We start from the raw sequence: 17,589 nt of genomic DNA on the forward strand, positions 1-17,589 counted from the left end.
CAGATAATGCGAATTGAATAATGACAGGGAGGAATTTAGCCTCCCTGTTTTTGTAAAACATTCACATATTTTTTGTTCTCTTTTATCCAATACGGAAGTTTACCCCGTTTTGCCGCATCAAGAATACGATCCTCATTTTCATTAAGCCAATCATTGTAACCTGATGGCGTATCTTTGACCTCGTTTTCGGGCTTCTCCCACCAATCTTTATTTGTCCCCTCGTTAGCAAGGATGGGTACGGCATAACAACGGCAGTTCGGATGCCATCCGATGAACTTAAATGTTTTCGGATACCTTCCTTCCATCCGGTCGCAAATCTCCAAAGGCGCACGTCCTTTTTTAAAGCGCGGATACCAGTATTTTGCCAACCATGTGGCATGTGATTTGGATGTTTTAATATCAATGCCTACGACAAAATCAAACTGCTGCCACCGGATGTAATCGGATTCCCTGTATGCCGTATTTATGACCGTGCGGGTCATTCTAATTGCGTTCTGGTACGACGACCGGTAAACCCCTTGCCCGGGATGATACGCCTTCGCATTTTTCGACAATACGAGATTCCCGAATTTATCGCGCACCCGGCGAAACAGTCGATCTGGTTCGTTCAAATATTGGCGAACGTCTTGACTCATACGTGCCGCGCTACGGCCTTCGCTCAAACCTACCGACAGAGTTAGTTCGATCTGCTCTTTGAATTGAGTTGTGTATTTCCAGACCCTATCCGACAAGGTGTGCCCGTAAAACTTTTGCCTTCTGAAAGCCGCTAAAGCCTGTTGGTTGTGCTGGAGATAAGCCTTTTTAGGGGAGTCTGTAAGAGATAGAACCCATTCGTCATTCTTGGTGTTTGCGAACGCCCATTCGGAAGCAATGCCCCCTGTGATGATTCCGTACAACTGCGATTTAAAGTTCGTCAGAATAGCATTCGCATTTTTGCTCGACTGTTTTGACGACGAGAAGGAGAATAATTTCCCTTGTTCCGGATTGTAATCGTATTTTGCGCCTAATTGCAATAATTCGACCGCCGCAATACCATAGAGAGCGTCGATATTGCCAACATATTCAGCAATATGATCCTTGTGCTCTTTTTCCCACTTTTGATGGTCGAATTTATCGCGTGTCAAATCTTAAAGTTTAAAATGATGGCTCTATAATGTTGTTCATGGATTTAGCCGCCCGTTCTTCCTCTATCTGCCTTACTTCATCGTCAACATTGTCAACAAGCCCCACCAACGCAACCCCCGTTTTAAGTGATGCGACAGGCATCCCACAGGCATCGGTCGCATTCTTGATTTTCTCAGCCATGTCATCAATAGTGAAAGGCTGTATCTCTGTTTCGATGTCAATAGTCTGTGAGGCTTGCATATATTCCGCATTGAGCGAGCCGATAGCGGATACAAGGAAGTTGTATCGCCGCTGGATATGCTCGCCGATAACCTCTGCGTGATTGTCAATTGCAAGGTTTGTACCCATAAAAAGAAACTGGAAAGCACGGCCGGACGGGACATCACCCAGCCCCTTTAAGGCTTCAAGGGAAAGTTGCGGCGTGTTAGTAAGTTGATAGGCCTTATTCCATAAACCGTCCAGTTCCAGGCGCACAGCGTCGCTTGCTTGATCCCAGTTCAAATAATACACTTTACCCCCATTGGTGATTTTTATGAGACGATTTTTGCCTGACTGTTGCGGAGTGCCATGTATTTCGCCTTCGAGTATTAAATATGGGAAAAAACAACGATCAATGCAGTCCGCGAAGTTCGACATAAGTCGTTCTAATCGTTCCCGAATGGGCTTAATGTTATGACAAAGCGGTTTTGAACGCCACGAGTAAATTGTAGGATTTTTATCGAACCCATGTCTAAATTCACTAACCTTTACCCAATCTGCATCCATGCGCCATTTATACACTTTATCATCGGTTACGGTCATAAAAAACAGGGTTTCCGTGCCGTCAATATCTTTCACCGAGTATTCACGGCTCAATGCAAGATAGTCGCCGGTGTCATCGAAAAACGGGTATAATTTATCTCCTTTGAATGGCGACCATATGGTACATCTAAGTTTGAATTTGGGAATTACGGTTCCTCCGAAGGTCTTTTTGACTTGTTCGAGTATTTTCCGCCAAAATCCTTCGTCCTTGACCACATACCAATATTCCACAGCCTCAGTCTCGGAAAACCATGAACGGACAAGACGCTTGTTTACATAGCGCATTTTATTCTTCCGGGTGACGCTGTTTACAATAGATAAAAGAGCCTTTTCTTGGTCGTTGTTCGGCTTACAGTTAATTTTAGGATCATTGCCTACGAGCCAAGCCGTATGGATGTTCGTAATATCCTGCTCCAACGGTAGCGTGATGCGGTTTGTGGGGTTAATGTCGTCTTTTTTGTAAGTAGGGGGGATTGTTTTACCCGTTTTAGGATCTTGTCGTGATTCTTCTACGATTACCTTGTTGTCGGGACGAATGTTTTCGTCCATGACTTCATGTTTGTCAGGGTCCCAATCATTATAAAGAGCCTGCACATCAGGCAAAGGCGTGCGGCGATACTTGAGATAATTAATTTTTTCAGCCTCCGAAGGGAGGGCGAGTATTTCCTCCAATGTTTTCATGTCGTTTCGTCGGTTTTGGGGTCCTGCATCTACGCAGGATTATCAGTAATTAAAAATATCCTTCGTAACTTTTGGGAGCCTTATAATTTTCCCTGAATTCCGCAGTGCCGGTCAGCGCATCCGGCGCATCGTCGTGAGCATTCTTCCCTTCTTTCGTGTATCCTGTTATGGCTCGATAAAATTCCGGCCACCTTCGATCCCATCCGGAGGGGAAATAGGTGATATTATTCACATCAGCCGACTTCGTGAATATCCGTACTTGTTTATTCTCAGTCTGAGCGAACCACGAAATACGGGTCTTACTATTCCCCATCAGGCGACATTGTCTTTCTACATTCCGGGCAAAGCCACGTCCCCCGTTATTACTTTCAATATTAGCTACTTCTATCCGATGTTTAGAAAGCATTTCGGCGGTCGCGGGTTCCGTGTACTCCATAGGTTTTTTTGTATAAAGCACGTCGATCACATAGTTCCCTTCAGGCTGCTCTACATAACAAATGGCACACAGGTAATCGTCGCCGGTATCTGCTGTATCCACATAGGCTTTACGCATAGAGTCACTCGCATAAGGTATTATTTCATATGTTTTGAACTCCCGATACATCAGACCTTCGGCTGGCTTGGGGTCTTGCATGTATTGCGTGTTGAAAGTAAATTCATCCGCATCCCGATATACCTTCAATTCTTTTAAGGGGAAGCGGGATTCCCATAACGCGTGTTCAGTAGGCAATCCCTCGTCTACGATGGCCGAGAATCTCACAACATCCCATACTCCCCCTTCTTCGATTGTTCCCTCTGTATCCAACAGATATCCGCAGAAGTCGTCCGGAGCAAGCCTCTGTGCTGTCACGATAACCGGCGTACGTGTATCGTTAAGGCGATTCTTGAACGTAGATGTCCACAGCCCTCCAATACGGGACTTAATCGTGGTCGAAAAGGCATCTTGAGCCTTCATAGGATCATCTATATTCATCGAACCGCTAAACACCTCCGCTCCGAGCTTACCGCATCCAAACCCCGTAATTTGACCCATAAAAGGCGCTGCATAGAACACTCCGCCAGCAGAAGTGGATATACTCCCTTTTGCGTTATTCGATAGATCTACATGGGGGAAAAAAGCCCGATAGTTGGGATTTTCCATGATTCTGCGAATATTCGTCGCGTTGCGGGTCGTAAGCTCATCGCTACTGGACAGGTGCATGAATTCTGAATGTGGATTGATAGCGAACCCCATCGCAGTGAAGGATACCACAGCTAACTCCGTTTTTGAGTGGCGCGGCGGGATATTCAATATTAGTCGATTAGTGGGATGTTCACCCCGGAGTATTTGATCCAGTTTCCGACAGATTTCCCGATGATGCTGAGATATCAGAAAGGGACTCCTGTTCACCGCCTCAAACATTGCAGCGGCGAATGTTAGAGATCCCTCTTTGAGCAGCAGGTCGCCCACCTTCGAATAATCATCCATCCGTCTTTCCTTCTTTTATCAACTGGAGCAATCTGTCTGTACTTAACGTAGGTTGCGGAATGTCGTTCCCTTTGCTGTCCGTATTAGCTATTTTTGAAGGTGCATTATAACCAAGCATATTCACGATACTATCGAGCGATTTCTGTTTGTCATAACAAACGATTTTTACTTGTTCGTCAATAATGATCTCCCCCTCATCAGTAACCCGCTTGGTTTGTTTAGTCTCAACCGACTTGATACACGCTTTTTCATCTTCCGTAAGGACTTCAAACTCCTTGAGCGACATCCATCCACTTCGAATACGGGTAGCATCGGAGAATGCGATCTTTTGGTGTTCGCGAACAATCTGGAGAGCTGAAATGCCGGCGGCCTCGGCAAGGTGGCTCTTGAGATAATCTATCCGCCCCGTTACTGCCCCGTTATGAAGTAATTCTCCTGACCTTTTCCAAATCGTTTCTTCGCTCATGTTCGAGCAGTCATAGGCAAAGCGATACGCCTCGGACGCGTTACCGCATTCGAGGTATTTGTTACAGAACTTCTCCTGTTTTATCGTCAATCCCTTCGCCATTTAACTATCCGTTTTTATCCTATCGTTATGCCACTCCATGAGCCGAATAAATACCGACTCCACCTGTTTGCGGAAATGCCGATATTGAGAATACCAGAATGCCGCACTTGCCCCGATATTGCTGATCGCTGTAGGGGATTTGTATCGAAATAACTTCTGAAGTTCATTACGAACACCTGTACGTATTTTACCGCCGGCAAGCGTTGCAGGAGAGTACAGGTATAGGATAATGAATACGAATTGTTTCTTCAGGCGACCGGACTGTTTAGACTGACTTTTATCATCGGCGACAATTCGCCTGAACTCGTCATAAAGTAGGGGTATCAACGACATATCCGAAAATTTAGGCTTGCTCAACAGAGCCTCTTTTTCGATGGCGTCCCGCTTTACGAACTTCACGTATTTAAGTTCCGATATCTCCTGAAACATAGGTGTAAAACCTTATATTGCAAAGGTCAGTACGTCCGGCGCATTATGCAATAGTTTCGAAAAAAAATAGCACCTTTAGGGAAAGAATAACACGGGGAAAGTATGCGCTTAATTTAGCTCTTTCATCCTATTGCAAATGCCATACAATCGATGGCAGAGAAAACGCGCATCTCCGAACTTATCACACATTTGGAGAGAAGGGTTGCGGGGGTATTTTACCCCCGCAATTACCCCTCTAAAACCTGAAGCAGTTCCTCTTTTATCTGTTCGAATTTAGGCTGGGATAATTCTGATTCCAAGTCTTTGAGTAACTCTTTTATTTTACTGTCCCGATCCTGCGCTTCATAAGCGCAAATATCTCCTTCGTTGTTCATATCAATAGTCTTTACATTTACAACAAACAAAAGGGTGTATATATTCCCATAGCAGGGAATTTAGATTGCCGGTCAGGTAAGCAACATCTTCGCCGCCTATCTCAAGCCCTTCGGCAGCGGCGATGTGATCGGTCAAATGCCTTAATTCGTGCTCGAACGAGTTTAAGAATTGCGCCGGCGACGAACTCCGGGCTACGACCATAACCGACCGGTGCGAATTTGAATAAGTCAACCCCGTATCCAGTGCACATTGGGTCATATTGTTGTAGGCCCTGTTCATAATATCGGGCGGGCATCCGATCCGGGATAGGGAGTCCATAATCTCGTCCGTATAGTAGCAAGTAACGGCAAGATATATTCTTATCTTCCAATCGTATTTGCGTATGCGTACCTCTGCGGTAATCATTCTTCGATATATTTTTTTATACGCTTACACATCTTCCGACGTACGAACCTGGGTAGGAAAGTAGCTTCCTTGTCGACATACTCCAATAACCGCTGATGATCGCTGGGGGACATGCTGCCGATGACCGACCGGAGGCTTTCACCGGCTAATAATCTTTGGGCATACTCGTTCATTTCTTCGTCTTTTTAGGTTGTTCGTCTTCCTGATCGTCCTTGCCCAAAAGGACATCGACGTTCAGGTACAAAATCAGCCAAAGCCACTGCACGAGCGTACAATTTTTGCACTTATCTTCTTTCCCTTCAATGAAGTCGGACACACGTCCGGCTATTTCAAGCACATCGTCATCGCCTTTAGCTATGGATTTGGAATAATCCAGGATATACTGTTTCAATTCTACTTCTTCCATGATCTTTATATTTAATTTGAATAAAATAAGGGCACTCCGAATCATGTCGGAGTGCCCCGCCGGTTACAGAAATTCTTCCCAGGCAAGAGGTTCCCCCTTTCCTATGCAATCCGCATAGTACCGGGTGAGTGCGATGCCGTCATAGCCGTCCGGATCATCGATGTAAGCCTTCACATACTGCAAAATGGCAGCTTCCGAGGCTAAAGGTTTCGGATAAAAGTCCGAATAGGCCATATTAGCGACGTACATACAGTCGTATCCCTTCGCTTTCTCAATTGTAATTCCATTACGTTCGAGGGCCTGTTTTACCTGCTCGTGATCCCAATGATGACTTGTGCCGTCGGCATTCTTCATCCTCTGGGGGTTGGTTGCATACTCGGCCAGCTTTTTACTGAAATGCCAGCCGTGATTGGAGAGGTATTCTCTCATACCTTCCGGCAATGCTTCGTAAACATCAAGCCGTCCCATAACCTAATACCTTCTACGCCTGTATTCACCGGCATACGGCCCGGTACCCTTGACTCCGCGGCGATCTCCGTAGCCCTCCCCATCCATGCGGCGCATTTCATAGTCCCCGCGCGGATAGTCTGAACGATCTCCATATCTACCGCCGTCCATCATTTCTCGACGCATATCCTCGCGGCCTTTTTCATAGGCCTCATCGAGCATATAATCCACGTCTTCTCGTTCGCTGCCTCCGTGAGCGCGTCCGATTACCATACCATTCCAACTCATAATCATTTAGCTGTTTTTGGTGTTCCTTGTTTGTCGAAAAGGCCCTTTATATCCTCCAGGCTCGGAACCGAACGAATGATACTCTTTATTTCGCTCAATTCGTTATTCAGACGCTTGATCTCTTCGTCCTGAGCCTTCGCTTTCGCATAGGAAGGATCGAGATCCTTTAAAATCTGATCGTAGGCTGCCAGGTTCGCTTTGTGACGTTCGAACGAATTGATGATATCCGAACTCTCTTTCTGCGCCGCCGTGATAGCTGGCATCAGACCTTCGCGCGTCATGGAGACGGTAAGCCCATCCTTCGATACGACATCCAGATTAACCGGCACTCCCCAGGGTTCGTTGTTCTCAATAGTGATATTGATGTACTGCTGCTGGAAGGGCGTTAGTTGTCCGGGCGTCGGCTGCGGATAGTACGGCACGCCGACCTCCTTGACTGCCGCCGTATAGAATTTCGGAGTTTCCCGTGTGTCGAGCACATAAACAGATGATCCTTTTCTCAAATTTTGGAACATGATTTTTAATTTTTAGGAAAGCCCAGGGGGATTGCCCTCCCTGCGCTTTCGTTTTTTTACTTTGAATTTTTACTTGCTGCAGGTTCAGCGGATGCAGTCGGCGCGGGGGCCGCACTTGCCGTAAATTCCAGAAAACGGATTATGCCGTTTCGCTTATCGATATAGGCAAGGCGTTCGGTGCTCCCCGTAACATCGGCTCCCGTGACATTACTGTTCTTGCTATCTACTACCGGAATTTTCGTTGTTCCCGTGGTAGTGTCGGCACTGGAAACCGTAGACTGGCCGTTGTTCGGCACTGCGATTGTTACCGGAAGGGACTCGCCTCCCGCCGGCGCATCTGCATGTACACTGAGCAAGACCACGCTTTTGCATGGCAAAGCATTGTAACAGATAGGGGAAATCCCGTAGTCCACCGAAGCATCGGTAATCTGTACTGCGTTAGTCCGGAGTTCATAAATCCCGCCTACATCCACTCTGGGGATAAACGATCCCGGAAAAACAACTCTAAAGTCTGCTCTTGGATACATAATCACCTCCTTTTTGCTTAGATTACGGCATTTGCAGCGCATCCGCAAAACGGAGACGAAGCAACGGCCACCGTAGGCGTGTAGCAACAATTCGGATTCTGAACCATGTAAGCCGGAACCGGCGCCGGGGCTTTGAGTTGGCTGACGATATTCGCAGTCTGGTACTGCAAGCTGGCTGCCGTAGCAAGCTGTGAGTTCTCGCGGCTGAGTTCGTCGATACGATCCTGCAAACGGGCTTTTTCCAGCCAGCAGAACTTGTCGTTGATGATCTGCGTCTGTGCGTCGATCTTCGCTCCGATGATGTTGAACTGCGTGTTGGCCGTAGATTGCAGCGCATTGGTCTGGTTAATCGTCGCGAGCTGATTCTCGTAGCCCATTTTCACGATGTCCTGGCGGACGTTGCAGCAACATTCGGCAATCTGGTTGCCGATCTGACAGCCCATAGACTGAATGGAGTTGATAATCTGCTGTCCGCTCATTCCGATCTGACCGCCGATTTTATCCACCGATCCCTGAAGGCTGCAAATCGCGCCCTGAAGCTGCGTTGTCGAACAGTTCAGCGAGGCGGCCAGTTGGTTGATCGCTGCGCCGTTGCCCTGAATTGCATTCATCAGCAATTCACGACCCGCATCGTTGTTAAGCTGTGCCGGAAGACCGTTAGCGCCATTGTTGCCAAAACCGTTGCCGCCGAAGCCGCCCCAGCAGAAGAACAGCAGGATAATCCAGATCCACCAGCATCCGTCCCCGCCGAAACCATTCCGGTTGTTGTTACCGTTCATCAGGGCCGCAACGAGGTTCGGGTCCATACCCTTGTTCTGCATCAGCGCCGGAATCATCGCCATGATGTCAGATCCCTTAGACCCGCCGTCGCCGAACATAAAAATATCTTTGTCCATAGTTATTGATTGATTATTAATTTTCGGCCCGCTTACGTGGGGCCGTTACCGATAGCGCTATGGAACAAAAATAGAAAGGGGCGGCACAGCGCACCACCCCTTTGCAAAATAGTATAAAATGCCTGGGTTACAGTTGTATAAATGTAAAATTAATTCGATTTTTCACATGCGTTTTTCAACATGCAAAGCAGCTCGTTTATCAGCAGCAACAATTCCCGGCGGAATACTTCGTCTTCGCCCATACGTTTGATTACGTCCAGGGCCGTATATTCATACTCGGTCATCGTGAAACAGGTTGTAGATGAATTCGCGGCCCTTTTCCGTCCAGTATAGATGCTGTTTGGTAAACTGTTGGCCGGTCGTGCTGCTGATGTAAGTATGCGTTCTATAACCTTCGTATCCCTGGCCCCGGTATTTCGCATACAGTACGTAGGTGTCGCTTTGCCGGTATATAATACCGCGCTTCACCAGCATGTCGTTTAGCCGCCTTGCGCTAACGCCTAATTGATCGGCTATCACGTTTGTCGTAATCAAGCTGTCCGATTGCAATACTTTATTGTAATATTGCACCATCGGCGCGGCCTTTTCGATTTGCTCGTTTGCCAGTCTGTTTTCTTCGGCAAGGCGCTCCTTCTCGGCCCGCTCTTGCTTCAACTGCGTTGCGAGCTTTATGATCGTATCCGGATCGGATAACACTTCCTCTACTTTCCGGTCGGTTAGGTAGGCCCCGTGTTTGCGAACGGATGGCAGAACTTCGGTCGTCACCCACCGTTTGAACTGTTTTGCGGTAGGTAACTTAGACCCGAAAACAAGGGAGTAGACTCCGGATTCGTTGATAGCTGTCATTTCTCTATTTTGGCTGCCGTCGTGAATCACGACACCAGTTTTATCCTCACTGTCAACGTGCCTATTAATAGCGTCTCTTGGATTAGAATATCCGAGAGCGCAACATACGTCATTAGCTACAAAATATGGCACTGTTTTAACATCGACAACCCGAACACGTCCGAATTGCTGATTATTGAAAATTTGCATGGTGTTCATGTCTACCCCCTTTTAACGATTCTACCAGCGTTAACGCATTCTCTGAAGTTGTAGACCGGTTGCGGGCCGGTGATAGTGCGGTCTTCGATGAGGCGGGATAGGGATTCGAGAAGTAATTTTGCATGGCGAAGGGTAACTACAATCTGATCGTTGCCCTGCTGAATGTTGAAAAGGGATTCGTTGCCCTCTTTAGAAACCTTGTAGACGGTTAGCGATCCCGTCGGTCTTTCGATAACGCAGCCGCATGAAGCATAGCGGGCCGCGTAGGTTGTGTTGTTGGACATGGTGTTTAAGCATTTTGTTTAGGCACAATAAAACGGTCGTGCCTTTCCCGCTGCTTAAACACCTATTAGGGCGAATCGCTAAGGCATTACACCTTTCGCACGGGGGTACACGACCGAAGTCTTATTTAATATCAAAACAGGCAATAAAAAACCACCTGCTAAGGTGGGCGCACAGCCCTAATAAATGTTTAAGCATTACAAATATAGTCACAATTTTTAAATTGTCAAATAAACCCACACAAATTTGCATTGCTCAATAAAAGGCACTATATTTGTACAATAAAACGTACAAAAGTGCGTACAAATGAAAAAGATTATGGATGCAATTACTATTAGCCCTTCGGAGTTTCGGAACAATCAAAAAAAATACTTTGACATGGCCGAACATACTCGCGTATTTGTGAAGCGCGGGCGTAAACTTATTGAATTAGTGGTTAGCGACGGTATCAGTCTTAATCCATCCCCTTCAGGCGATCCCTGGTTCGACGATCCGCGAAATATCGCCGAACTATCCCGCCGTATCAAGGAATATGAAGCAGGCAAAGCCGGAGAAGGAATTATTTATGATCCAAGCAAGTCACTATGGGACAATATAAAATAATCGTAAAAGATAAGGCCCGCAAAGATCTGCAAAAGCATCATAAGAGCGGCAATAGAGCGATTACCAGGCGTATCGAACAAATATTTATCGAACTTGAAGATCATCCCCAAACGGGAATAGGCAACCCTGAACAACTCAAACATGAATATAGCGGCTTTTGGTCTCGGCGGCTAAGTTCGGAACACAGGTTGATATATCGGATAAACGAGGAAACGGTTGAAGTGCTTGTCGTATCCGCTCTGGGGCACTACCAATAGTCAAACCTCTTTATTTTTAATCTTAACCATATCGCTGTACCTGTACAACCGCTCCTTGCAAACCGGTATTCCGGATCGTGATATTTTAGCGTTGAAAGCCGAATCGGACTTGCCGGTGATTCGTTTCGCCTGCTCATAATCAACTTTGACATCCCGAAATGCCATAATCACCCTTTTCGCCCTGTCGAGATCATCCTCGGTTATGTTTTTGAAGAATCCCGCATCGAGCATGTCGGCGATCTCCCGTAGTAAATCAGACGTTCCAGCCATAGAATAATCTGTTTTCGCAAAGGTCAATAGGACCGGGACATTATGCAAGTTTATTGGTAATATAAAATAGCAAAAACCTGTTTGTGATAAAGATTTACTTCCCCGTAATTCCCGTCAAATATCAAGATGAATACAATCCACTTTCAGAAATAAACAATAGCGTTCCACCGCGCTCTAACGATTCGTTATACCGCTCGTCATTATCAATTTACAAAATTACTTTTCATTCCTGCGTTCTTTGATTCGATCCCGCCGGTCTACCACCTTGCAATAGAACTCCACCCGCCGAAGTTCGTCTATCAGTTCTTTCCTTGTGAAGTTAATGTGAACCGTTGAGTCGTCGCGTCTGCCGCCTCGTCTTCTTTTTATTGAAGGTGTCGTCATGTTTTTCAATATAAAATTTATATCTTTGAGGATGTCTGGGCGGACGTTGGCAGGGACGAACTTTCGGGGGAGTCCTTGCTTTTTTATGCTATCTTGTGAGTCTGGCAGTATTCATAGTCTATCTTCCATTTATCCCATAGTTCGGGGCGTTTTTGCAGGTAGTCATATACCTCCGATTCATCGACCAAAATATCAGTTCCTTTCTTCGTGGTCTTGATAATCCGCTGCCGAATCAAAAACCAGATGCGGATTTCGGCAATTTCCAGCTTCTTTGCGAGCGATTTAATAGTTATCATGTTTGAGTTGCTTGTATTTGTTCATTACTTTGTCTGAATATTCTTCCCCACCGTTGGGGTTATGGAGTTTTAAGGCCCTTTCGAATGATTTCCCAGGATTGTGGTATTCCTGTATCGTTTCCCATATTTCGATGGATTTTAGGCGGTCGAAACGGTCGGAATCGGCGAATTTGTCGAACCCCATGATACGGTTGGCTTCCTTTACGGCGATGGGCCGTATTTGCAGTACTCCGCCATCGTCGTTTTTACCTACGGCCCGTTCGTCTCCTTTGCTTTCGACGTAGATCAGGGCTTCGATGAATAAATCCCAATCCGAACGGATAATCGGTGTAGTCGTTTTAATTTCCGGCGGCGGATCGACTATAATGGAATCAAACCGTATTTCTGGAATCCTGTCCGCTATGTGCTCTACCCGAATCAGGATGATAACGAGTAGGGTGGTGGTGATTGTGGAGAAAAGAACTTTCATATTAAACTGTTATTTTATGAACTATGCGCAACTCCCCTTCATATCCGCGAGCACGGAGTTCTGCAATTAATTCACGCGGGCTGAAGTCTCGAAGTGCGTTATTGCTATCATGCATAATTTTGTCTCTTTTGGCTTTAATACATGCCTTACAATAAGGCTGAAGCCCGTCTTTTGCTGCCGCATTTTTATGAAATTGGCTAATAGGCAATTCGTTGCCGCATGATGAACATTTTTTTGTTTCCATAGTTTAATATTGTTAAACGGTTATTTATGTTCAACCAGTCGCCATTCGATATAAAAATTATCAACAGCATAAGGCTTGATGCGTTCATGTAATTGCCATCCGGTAATAAGATCCAACCTTCCGTCCGGTTCTTTTGCTAAAATCATATCGCATCCATTAGGTAAATATTCTTCTATGCTAATCCAGCGATTGGCCCATTCGACGCCTGCGAGGAACATGCGTATCATATCATCCACGTATAATTCATCTTCCTCTGTTGAATCCATTACTAAACTTTGTGAGGCACGGGCACACCGTCGGGCCTTTTCTTCTATTGATTCCATTTTTTTTGTTTTTTTTTTATTTCAAATACTCTAAATTCCCGATTTCCTCCGAGTACCATAGCCCGATCCAGAAGCTATCACAGTGAGCTCGGTGTGCATTGATAACCCTGTTATTTACATGGATATCGTGAATGACATATACCCGATCCATCGGATTCATTTCATTCCTATGGCTTTCCAAAAGCATTTCAAGAGCATGATAATCCATGATATTTTTCTTAAATCCGCTTTGTGCCAAAGCAATAGTTAGACATTCGATAATTAAGATTGCTCCTGAAATTACCGTGGTAATGATAGCTCCACCCGAAGGATCAGACCATCTCCCGGTTACAATCCACCAGATAACTCCGGTGATAAACAAAATCCCTGTAATGATTAAAAGTCCCATGAGTTTATTATTATGCCTCTCGGCGGTTAAACATCATCTTACTGGTTCTGGCTTCTCAAATCCAGTAATATCCCCACACTCAGGACAGCCTACATACCAAAGGTCAACATGCTCCAATGGGTCGAAATAGACTTTTAGTACATCTTGCCGCTCGTATTCGAACTGGCAGCCGCAAGCGCAGCATTTACGTAAAAATACGGCATTAGCGTATCGGTCTCCGTGTCTAATTATCTTCTTCATAGTCTCTAATTTTCCATTTTCTTTTCAGTCTTTGAAAGTTTCTGAGCTCCCGAAAGCCCCGTCGATGGCTTCCCCGATCTCCGTGGGATTTGGCTGTTCTATATTTGCTCCGCGTCTCCATTTCTGGTAGTAGATGAGATAGTTAACAATGTCTTTGATTTTCATGTATTTTCGCTTTTTGTTTTAAAAGTTTCTCTTTCAGATTCCAAACCCGCATACACCCAAGCCGGGCGGCAGTAAGTTGTTCTTCAATAAACAGCTTGCGACCGCCCCGGTGAGGGGTACCGCCGCCGTAACGCCTGATGCTCCCTGTCTCTGACACACCAAGTACCGATGGACATATTGCACCGTACTTTTCACGTAGAAAATCTACGACCCTGTCTAAAATTGATTCCGGCACGGAGTAATGAAAATTATAAACTCGCGGATCATCATGTTTATGGTTTTTCTTGAAATCAGCTTTGAAATCTTCCCACGACCGTTTGATCTCTACTTCGGTCAGGTATCCCGATTTGGTTATTATCACCAAATCTGCTTCGTAGTCAAGCAGACCCCACGAAAGATTCGGGATGAATATATCCTGCCGCTTATTCCAAATGCCACTATTCCGAAGTGCGATCTGAATTTCGTCAACTGTTAACTTTGTATCCATCATTTAATACATTTGTTTGTTATTCGGGATTCCGGAAGTCCTTGTATCTCGTAGGTTTCACCCGTCATGTCGTATCGCCATATATTTCCATCGGCGTATACTCTTGTGATTGTCATTACGAATATATCGAAGTGACGATCTTTACTTATCCTCGCTGAAAAATATACAGTGTCGCCCTTGTTGTACTTCGGAATCTTCATCTTCTTATTTCTTTACTGGTTCGATTAGCCGCCAGTGAGTCGGTTTATCTATGTACTCCAATTGCCATTCACATCCATTCCACACCGCTAATTCATACCCTTTTATGTTTGCTTTTGCGGTTTCGTCGGTGTTAGGGGATATAGATTCCTCTTTCACCAACACCTTCCGTCCTTCTTCCGGAAGTTGCTCGCTCACCGGAATCCATCGCCAGGCATCGGCAAAACCCTTGCGATAACCAAACTTTTTGCCGGCCAGGAACATGCGTGTCATACGGATAAAATACTCTTTCGGTCTCATCTTCTTACTTCTTTTTACTCGTTCGATGGGCCGCCAGTGGGTATAACCACTTTTGATGTATGGGAAACCCCAATTTTTGGCTCGCTCCCCCGATACAACAAAATATCCTTTGGTATGTATCGGCTCTCTTTCATCCTTCATAATCACGAAATCGTATTTTTCTGGATTTCCTTCACTTATTGGAAGCCACTGGAAGGATTCGATTATGCCCCTGCGATAACCAAACTCTTCGCCTGCGAGGAAATCTCGCTCAGAACGAGATTTGCAGGCATCACGGCTGACCTCCCATTCAAGGGTGGATTCTCTATTCCATAATGTTTCGGCGTACTCTCTGGCCGCTTCTTTTGCTGTTCTCATTTTCTCAAATTCTTCATTCAGTCCCATTGCCAATGCCCGGCAGATGGGCGGTAGAGTCGTCATTATTTCACCAGTTTAAATTCTATTCTCCAAACAAAGGGGTTTTTATTCCAGGTTCCGCGTCCGCTGATCTTGTCGATGAGCGAAGCAAAGGCTTCGCGGGGATCGCTTTCTATTAATCCGACATATACAGGATTACGATACATGGGTTTCGGCATTTTACTCCATAGTTTTTCATAAACCAACATCAATTCAATTCCCTCCCTCAAACAATCCTCTTTGGTTATATCCTGCAACCGTTCGGCACGAACATCGAGTATTCGTATTTGGTGTGGCATCATACCGGCGCGGACAAACATTTTATTGTTCCAACCTGCATACATTTCAGCATCATCTGTGACAAACTCTCTAACAAATCCACAATTCTTATAGCTCTGTGCTATGGCCACAATTTCATCCTTTCGGTAAGGTTCAACAAGGTACTCCCAACCATTATCGTTGTATCCATATAATCCGTCGGGCATTTCTATGGCTGGCTGCCATACCCGTAACTCTGAATATTTCCCCGAAACATCGACTACTCGTCTCGTTACGGTCTTTCGACCCTCAATTACCGCTTGTGTCAGGCCGTATCGGTCGTTAAACATGATCTTTTTCATTGCTTTACATTAATTCAATCGTGATATCGACGTTCTTTTTCAGCACATCGGCTATACCATTGCTAACCGCGAGGTAGTACCCGGCTTCATCCTTGCTGGGCATGAAATAGAAATACTGACTTTCTTTATGAAGAGGTAAACCCAACTTTTCCAGACCGTCGGAGGTGATGTAATTGTAGAATCTCTTGAATTTATCCGACGCTTCCCGGCCTTTTTGGGTGGTTATAAGTATTTTGTACACTTTATGCTCACGGGTCGATTCTTCCGTATTTTCCGACATCAATTTGGGATCGGGAACAAAACCGTCTTTAAATGCGACCGTGTACGGATCCCATGCACAGGTGAAACCCCAGCCCCATAGGTATCCGAATCCTTCCGGTCGCTCGCCGACCAACTCTTCGATAATGTCGCATGCCTCTTTGTACGTGGCTTCGCGCACATCGTACATCCGCTTTAATTCGGCATGAAGCGCGGAACCTTCTCTAAATCTTAAAATCATAGCTTATAATGTTATGCCCGGAGGCGGTTAAACTATTTTGAAAATTTGCTCGGCATGGTAATTTTCATATTCATTAATCGTTTCGAATATCCGATACGCCACCTGCGGCACTATCGCATTGCCGTAGGCTTTGATCGATTCTTTTCGCCATTTCGGGAAGGTAATTCCGTCCAGTCCGTAGGAAAGCCCATCATTTCGGCTACAAACCGGGGATTGAGTAGGGAAGTCTTGCCAGGTCTTAATTGGCAATGCTCCCCGAGTATCGTAGGAATATTGCTCAATTTGTCGTTTCGAATGCATCCGTTTTTTCTCGTCATAGCGCGGGGCGAGACGGGCGGCTTGTGATCGCTTGTGCGTGGTGTCGGAAGTAATCCCACTGGATAAAACTGTGTTTTGCCATTTCCGTTGCACATCTTCAAGCCTTGCGTCTGAACGGTGGGCAACATTCCCTTCCATTGCTTCCCACTCGCGGGGAATCCTAATTGCGCTTGTGCCGACAGTTGCGGTTCTCCCCGGCTGTTGACGTAAAAATTCCTGTCCGCAGCATCCGAGGCTACCGGAGTTTTCCATAAACCTTGCGACAAACCATGTTCTATACCGCCGGTGCGGGGCATTGACGCCACAAGCTGGTATAACGAACGGTTGCACCTCGTATCCTTCCGCTTCCAGGTCAGAACACACCTGTTCGAAAACCAATCCTTTCGACCAATTAACAATTCCGAGAACGTTCTCCCCCACGACCCAACGGGGTCGAACAGATCGAATAACTCCGAGCATTTCGGGCCAGAGGTAGCGGTCGTCTTCCGTGCCTTTTCTTTTCCCCGCCTGGCTGAACGGTTGACAGGGGAATCCGCCCGACAGCACATCGATTCGATCTCGCCAAACGGCAAAGTCTGTTGTTTTGATGTCTCCATATTGCTCTGCATCCGGAAAATGATATTTCAAAACGGTTCTACAAAAAAGGTCTATTTCACAGTTGAACAGATTATCCCATCCGGCCCAACGAGCCGCAAGGTCGAAACCTCCTATGCCTGAAAACAAAGATCCGTGCGTCATGTTGTTTAGATTTGGGTTTAAATTTGATTTACTCTCGATAACTTATAAACCCACAGATCATTCCTAATCCTTTTGCCCCCCCCCTGATTCGCAGATGACTTCGATGGTTTTTCTTTTAGCGACAACGGAGTCAGAAG

Annotated in this window: 26 protein-coding genes; 2 read left to right on the top strand and 24 right to left on the bottom strand. The window is 45.9% G+C overall.

Features of this window, described 5'->3' with window-relative positions; genetic code table 11:
- Window positions 1–35: 35 nt before the first annotated feature.
- The 14 genes from GFH31_RS06770 to GFH31_RS06830 all read right to left on the bottom strand — a co-directional run bounded on the left by GFH31_RS06770 (window position 36) and on the right by GFH31_RS06830 (window position 9,975).
- Window positions 36–1,124 (bottom strand): hypothetical protein, encoded by a 1,089-nt coding sequence (locus GFH31_RS06770; protein WP_153497674.1) that lies wholly within the window; start codon window positions 1,122–1,124, stop codon window positions 36–38.
- Between the two features lie 10 nt (window positions 1,125–1,134).
- Window positions 1,135–2,607 carry a phage portal protein gene (locus GFH31_RS06775; protein WP_153497675.1) on the bottom strand — a complete coding sequence of 491 codons (1,473 nt, stop codon included), beginning with the start codon at window positions 2,605–2,607 and terminating at the stop codon, window positions 1,135–1,137.
- 49 nt (window positions 2,608–2,656) lie between these two features.
- Window positions 2,657–4,075 carry a phage terminase large subunit gene (terL, locus tag GFH31_RS06780; RefSeq protein ID WP_153497676.1) on the bottom strand — a complete coding sequence of 473 codons (1,419 nt, stop codon included), beginning with the start codon at window positions 4,073–4,075 and terminating at the stop codon, window positions 2,657–2,659.
- Complete coding sequence (locus tag GFH31_RS06785) at window positions 4,068–4,643, bottom strand: terminase small subunit (protein ID WP_118655653.1); 576 nt, start codon at window positions 4,641–4,643, stop codon at window positions 4,068–4,070. Before GFH31_RS06785 ends, terL begins: the two co-directional genes overlap by 8 nt.
- On the bottom strand, window positions 4,644–5,072 hold the full coding sequence (locus tag GFH31_RS06790; RefSeq protein WP_118655655.1) for a hypothetical protein: 429 nt from the start codon (window positions 5,070–5,072) through the stop codon (window positions 4,644–4,646). It lies immediately after the preceding gene.
- 227 nt (window positions 5,073–5,299) lie between these two features.
- Window positions 5,300–5,446 carry a hypothetical protein gene (locus tag GFH31_RS06795; protein ID WP_153497677.1) on the bottom strand — a complete coding sequence of 49 codons (147 nt, stop codon included), beginning with the start codon at window positions 5,444–5,446 and terminating at the stop codon, window positions 5,300–5,302.
- A gap of 1 nt (window position 5,447) precedes the next feature.
- Window positions 5,448–5,852 (bottom strand): hypothetical protein, encoded by a 405-nt coding sequence (locus tag GFH31_RS06800; protein WP_153497678.1) that lies wholly within the window; start codon window positions 5,850–5,852, stop codon window positions 5,448–5,450.
- A 169-nt stretch (window positions 5,853–6,021) separates the two neighbouring features.
- Complete coding sequence (locus GFH31_RS06805; RefSeq protein WP_153497679.1) at window positions 6,022–6,258, bottom strand: hypothetical protein; 237 nt, start codon at window positions 6,256–6,258, stop codon at window positions 6,022–6,024.
- A 63-nt stretch (window positions 6,259–6,321) separates the two neighbouring features.
- Window positions 6,322–6,726 carry a hypothetical protein gene (locus tag GFH31_RS06810; RefSeq protein ID WP_153497680.1) on the bottom strand — a complete coding sequence of 135 codons (405 nt, stop codon included), beginning with the start codon at window positions 6,724–6,726 and terminating at the stop codon, window positions 6,322–6,324.
- Window positions 6,727–6,995: 269 nt separating this feature from the next.
- Window positions 6,996–7,496, bottom strand: a complete 501-nt coding sequence (locus tag GFH31_RS06815) for a hypothetical protein (RefSeq protein ID WP_147387360.1) — start codon at window positions 7,494–7,496, stop codon at window positions 6,996–6,998.
- Window positions 7,497–7,564: 68 nt separating this feature from the next.
- Entirely contained in the window at window positions 7,565–8,035 is a 471-nt protein-coding gene (locus GFH31_RS06820) for a hypothetical protein (protein ID WP_153497682.1), read from the bottom strand.
- 17 nt (window positions 8,036–8,052) lie between these two features.
- On the bottom strand, window positions 8,053–8,931 hold the full coding sequence (locus tag GFH31_RS06825; RefSeq protein WP_182424199.1) for a hypothetical protein: 879 nt from the start codon (window positions 8,929–8,931) through the stop codon (window positions 8,053–8,055).
- A gap of 149 nt (window positions 8,932–9,080) precedes the next feature.
- Window positions 9,081–9,215 carry a hypothetical protein gene (locus GFH31_RS12920; protein ID WP_259336707.1) on the bottom strand — a complete coding sequence of 45 codons (135 nt, stop codon included), beginning with the start codon at window positions 9,213–9,215 and terminating at the stop codon, window positions 9,081–9,083.
- Complete coding sequence (locus GFH31_RS06830) at window positions 9,202–9,975, bottom strand: BRO family protein (protein ID WP_153497683.1); 774 nt, start codon at window positions 9,973–9,975, stop codon at window positions 9,202–9,204. The genes GFH31_RS12920 and GFH31_RS06830 overlap by 14 nt, the downstream gene beginning before the upstream one ends.
- Before the next feature lie 588 nt (window positions 9,976–10,563).
- On the opposite strand from GFH31_RS06830, the gene GFH31_RS06835 reads away from it, so the two are divergent.
- Window positions 10,564–10,860, top strand: coding sequence for a hypothetical protein (locus GFH31_RS06835; protein ID WP_118655677.1), 297 nt, complete (start codon window positions 10,564–10,566; stop codon window positions 10,858–10,860).
- Window positions 10,842–11,117, top strand: coding sequence for a Txe/YoeB family addiction module toxin (locus GFH31_RS06840; RefSeq protein WP_118655679.1), 276 nt, complete (start codon window positions 10,842–10,844; stop codon window positions 11,115–11,117). Before GFH31_RS06835 ends, GFH31_RS06840 begins: the two co-directional genes overlap by 19 nt.
- On the opposite strand, the gene GFH31_RS06845 is transcribed toward GFH31_RS06840, so the two are convergent.
- From GFH31_RS06845 to dcm, 10 genes are all read right to left on the bottom strand, one after another.
- Window positions 11,118–11,387 carry a hypothetical protein gene (locus GFH31_RS06845; RefSeq protein ID WP_118655681.1) on the bottom strand — a complete coding sequence of 90 codons (270 nt, stop codon included), beginning with the start codon at window positions 11,385–11,387 and terminating at the stop codon, window positions 11,118–11,120. It lies immediately after the preceding gene.
- A gap of 666 nt (window positions 11,388–12,053) precedes the next feature.
- On the bottom strand, window positions 12,054–12,536 hold the full coding sequence (locus GFH31_RS06855; protein ID WP_153497685.1) for a hypothetical protein: 483 nt from the start codon (window positions 12,534–12,536) through the stop codon (window positions 12,054–12,056).
- Window position 12,537: 1 nt separating this feature from the next.
- Complete coding sequence (locus GFH31_RS06860; RefSeq protein ID WP_153497686.1) at window positions 12,538–12,780, bottom strand: hypothetical protein; 243 nt, start codon at window positions 12,778–12,780, stop codon at window positions 12,538–12,540.
- Between the two features lie 20 nt (window positions 12,781–12,800).
- A complete protein-coding gene (locus GFH31_RS06865; protein WP_153497687.1) occupies window positions 12,801–13,103 on the bottom strand; it encodes a hypothetical protein in 303 nt (100 codons plus the stop codon).
- Between the two features lie 16 nt (window positions 13,104–13,119).
- Complete coding sequence (locus GFH31_RS06870) at window positions 13,120–13,491, bottom strand: hypothetical protein (protein WP_153497688.1); 372 nt, start codon at window positions 13,489–13,491, stop codon at window positions 13,120–13,122.
- 382 nt (window positions 13,492–13,873) lie between these two features.
- Window positions 13,874–14,386, bottom strand: a complete 513-nt coding sequence (locus GFH31_RS06875; protein WP_153497689.1) for an MmcB family DNA repair protein — start codon at window positions 14,384–14,386, stop codon at window positions 13,874–13,876.
- Between the two features lie 201 nt (window positions 14,387–14,587).
- Window positions 14,588–15,301, bottom strand: a complete 714-nt coding sequence (locus tag GFH31_RS06880) for a DUF551 domain-containing protein (RefSeq protein WP_153497690.1) — start codon at window positions 15,299–15,301, stop codon at window positions 14,588–14,590.
- Window positions 15,301–15,897 carry a hypothetical protein gene (locus GFH31_RS06885; RefSeq protein ID WP_153497691.1) on the bottom strand — a complete coding sequence of 199 codons (597 nt, stop codon included), beginning with the start codon at window positions 15,895–15,897 and terminating at the stop codon, window positions 15,301–15,303. The genes GFH31_RS06880 and GFH31_RS06885 overlap by 1 nt, the downstream gene beginning before the upstream one ends.
- 4 nt (window positions 15,898–15,901) lie before the next feature.
- Window positions 15,902–16,396, bottom strand: a complete 495-nt coding sequence (locus tag GFH31_RS06890) for a hypothetical protein (RefSeq protein WP_153497692.1) — start codon at window positions 16,394–16,396, stop codon at window positions 15,902–15,904.
- 27 nt (window positions 16,397–16,423) lie between these two features.
- Window positions 16,424–17,452 (bottom strand): DNA (cytosine-5-)-methyltransferase, encoded by a 1,029-nt coding sequence (dcm, locus tag GFH31_RS06895; protein WP_153497693.1) that lies wholly within the window; start codon window positions 17,450–17,452, stop codon window positions 16,424–16,426.
- Window positions 17,453–17,589 lie beyond the last annotated feature (137 nt).

Origin of the sequence: Alistipes sp. dk3624, assembly GCF_009557455.1 — a bacterium.
GTDB classification, from domain to species: domain Bacteria; phylum Bacteroidota; class Bacteroidia; order Bacteroidales; family Rikenellaceae; genus Alistipes_A; species Alistipes_A hominis.

Bases quoted from the DNA above. Each gene is read 5' to 3' on its own strand.
- GFH31_RS06805 (WP_153497679.1), bottom strand. From the start codon at position 6,258: ATGGAAGAAGTAGAATTGAAACAGTATATCCTGGATTATTCCAAATCC.
- GFH31_RS06775 (WP_153497675.1), bottom strand. From the start codon at position 2,607: ATGAAAACATTGGAGGAAATACTCGCCCTCCCTTCGGAGGCTGAAAAA.
- GFH31_RS06875 (WP_153497689.1), bottom strand. From the start codon at position 14,386: ATGATGGATACAAAGTTAACAGTTGACGAAATTCAGATCGCACTTCGG.
- GFH31_RS06800 (WP_153497678.1), bottom strand. From the start codon at position 5,852: ATGATTACCGCAGAGGTACGCATACGCAAATACGATTGGAAGATAAGA.
- GFH31_RS06890 (WP_153497692.1), bottom strand. From the start codon at position 16,396: ATGATTTTAAGATTTAGAGAAGGTTCCGCGCTTCATGCCGAATTAAAG.
- GFH31_RS06885 (WP_153497691.1), bottom strand. From the start codon at position 15,897: ATGAAAAAGATCATGTTTAACGACCGATACGGCCTGACACAAGCGGTA.
- GFH31_RS06825 (WP_182424199.1), bottom strand. From the start codon at position 8,931: ATGGACAAAGATATTTTTATGTTCGGCGACGGCGGGTCTAAGGGATCT.
- GFH31_RS06790 (WP_118655655.1), bottom strand. From the start codon at position 5,072: ATGTTTCAGGAGATATCGGAACTTAAATACGTGAAGTTCGTAAAGCGG.
- dcm (WP_153497693.1), bottom strand. From the start codon at position 17,452: ATGACGCACGGATCTTTGTTTTCAGGCATAGGAGGTTTCGACCTTGCG.
- GFH31_RS06795 (WP_153497677.1), bottom strand. From the start codon at position 5,446: ATGAACAACGAAGGAGATATTTGCGCTTATGAAGCGCAGGATCGGGAC.
- GFH31_RS06880 (WP_153497690.1), bottom strand. From the start codon at position 15,301: ATGACGACTCTACCGCCCATCTGCCGGGCATTGGCAATGGGACTGAAT.
- terL (WP_153497676.1), bottom strand. From the start codon at position 4,075: ATGGATGATTATTCGAAGGTGGGCGACCTGCTGCTCAAAGAGGGATCT.
- GFH31_RS06870 (WP_153497688.1), bottom strand. From the start codon at position 13,491: ATGGGACTTTTAATCATTACAGGGATTTTGTTTATCACCGGAGTTATC.
- GFH31_RS06840 (WP_118655679.1), top strand. From the start codon at position 10,842: ATGGGACAATATAAAATAATCGTAAAAGATAAGGCCCGCAAAGATCTG.
- GFH31_RS06845 (WP_118655681.1), bottom strand. From the start codon at position 11,387: ATGGCTGGAACGTCTGATTTACTACGGGAGATCGCCGACATGCTCGAT.
- GFH31_RS06865 (WP_153497687.1), bottom strand. From the start codon at position 13,103: ATGGAATCAATAGAAGAAAAGGCCCGACGGTGTGCCCGTGCCTCACAA.
- GFH31_RS06860 (WP_153497686.1), bottom strand. From the start codon at position 12,780: ATGGAAACAAAAAAATGTTCATCATGCGGCAACGAATTGCCTATTAGC.
- GFH31_RS06835 (WP_118655677.1), top strand. From the start codon at position 10,564: ATGAAAAAGATTATGGATGCAATTACTATTAGCCCTTCGGAGTTTCGG.
- GFH31_RS06810 (WP_153497680.1), bottom strand. From the start codon at position 6,726: ATGGGACGGCTTGATGTTTACGAAGCATTGCCGGAAGGTATGAGAGAA.
- GFH31_RS12920 (WP_259336707.1), bottom strand. From the start codon at position 9,215: ATGACCGAGTATGAATATACGGCCCTGGACGTAATCAAACGTATGGGC.
- GFH31_RS06785 (WP_118655653.1), bottom strand. From the start codon at position 4,643: ATGGCGAAGGGATTGACGATAAAACAGGAGAAGTTCTGTAACAAATAC.
- GFH31_RS06855 (WP_153497685.1), bottom strand. From the start codon at position 12,536: ATGAAAGTTCTTTTCTCCACAATCACCACCACCCTACTCGTTATCATC.
- GFH31_RS06820 (WP_153497682.1), bottom strand. From the start codon at position 8,035: ATGTATCCAAGAGCAGACTTTAGAGTTGTTTTTCCGGGATCGTTTATC.
- GFH31_RS06830 (WP_153497683.1), bottom strand. From the start codon at position 9,975: ATGAACACCATGCAAATTTTCAATAATCAGCAATTCGGACGTGTTCGG.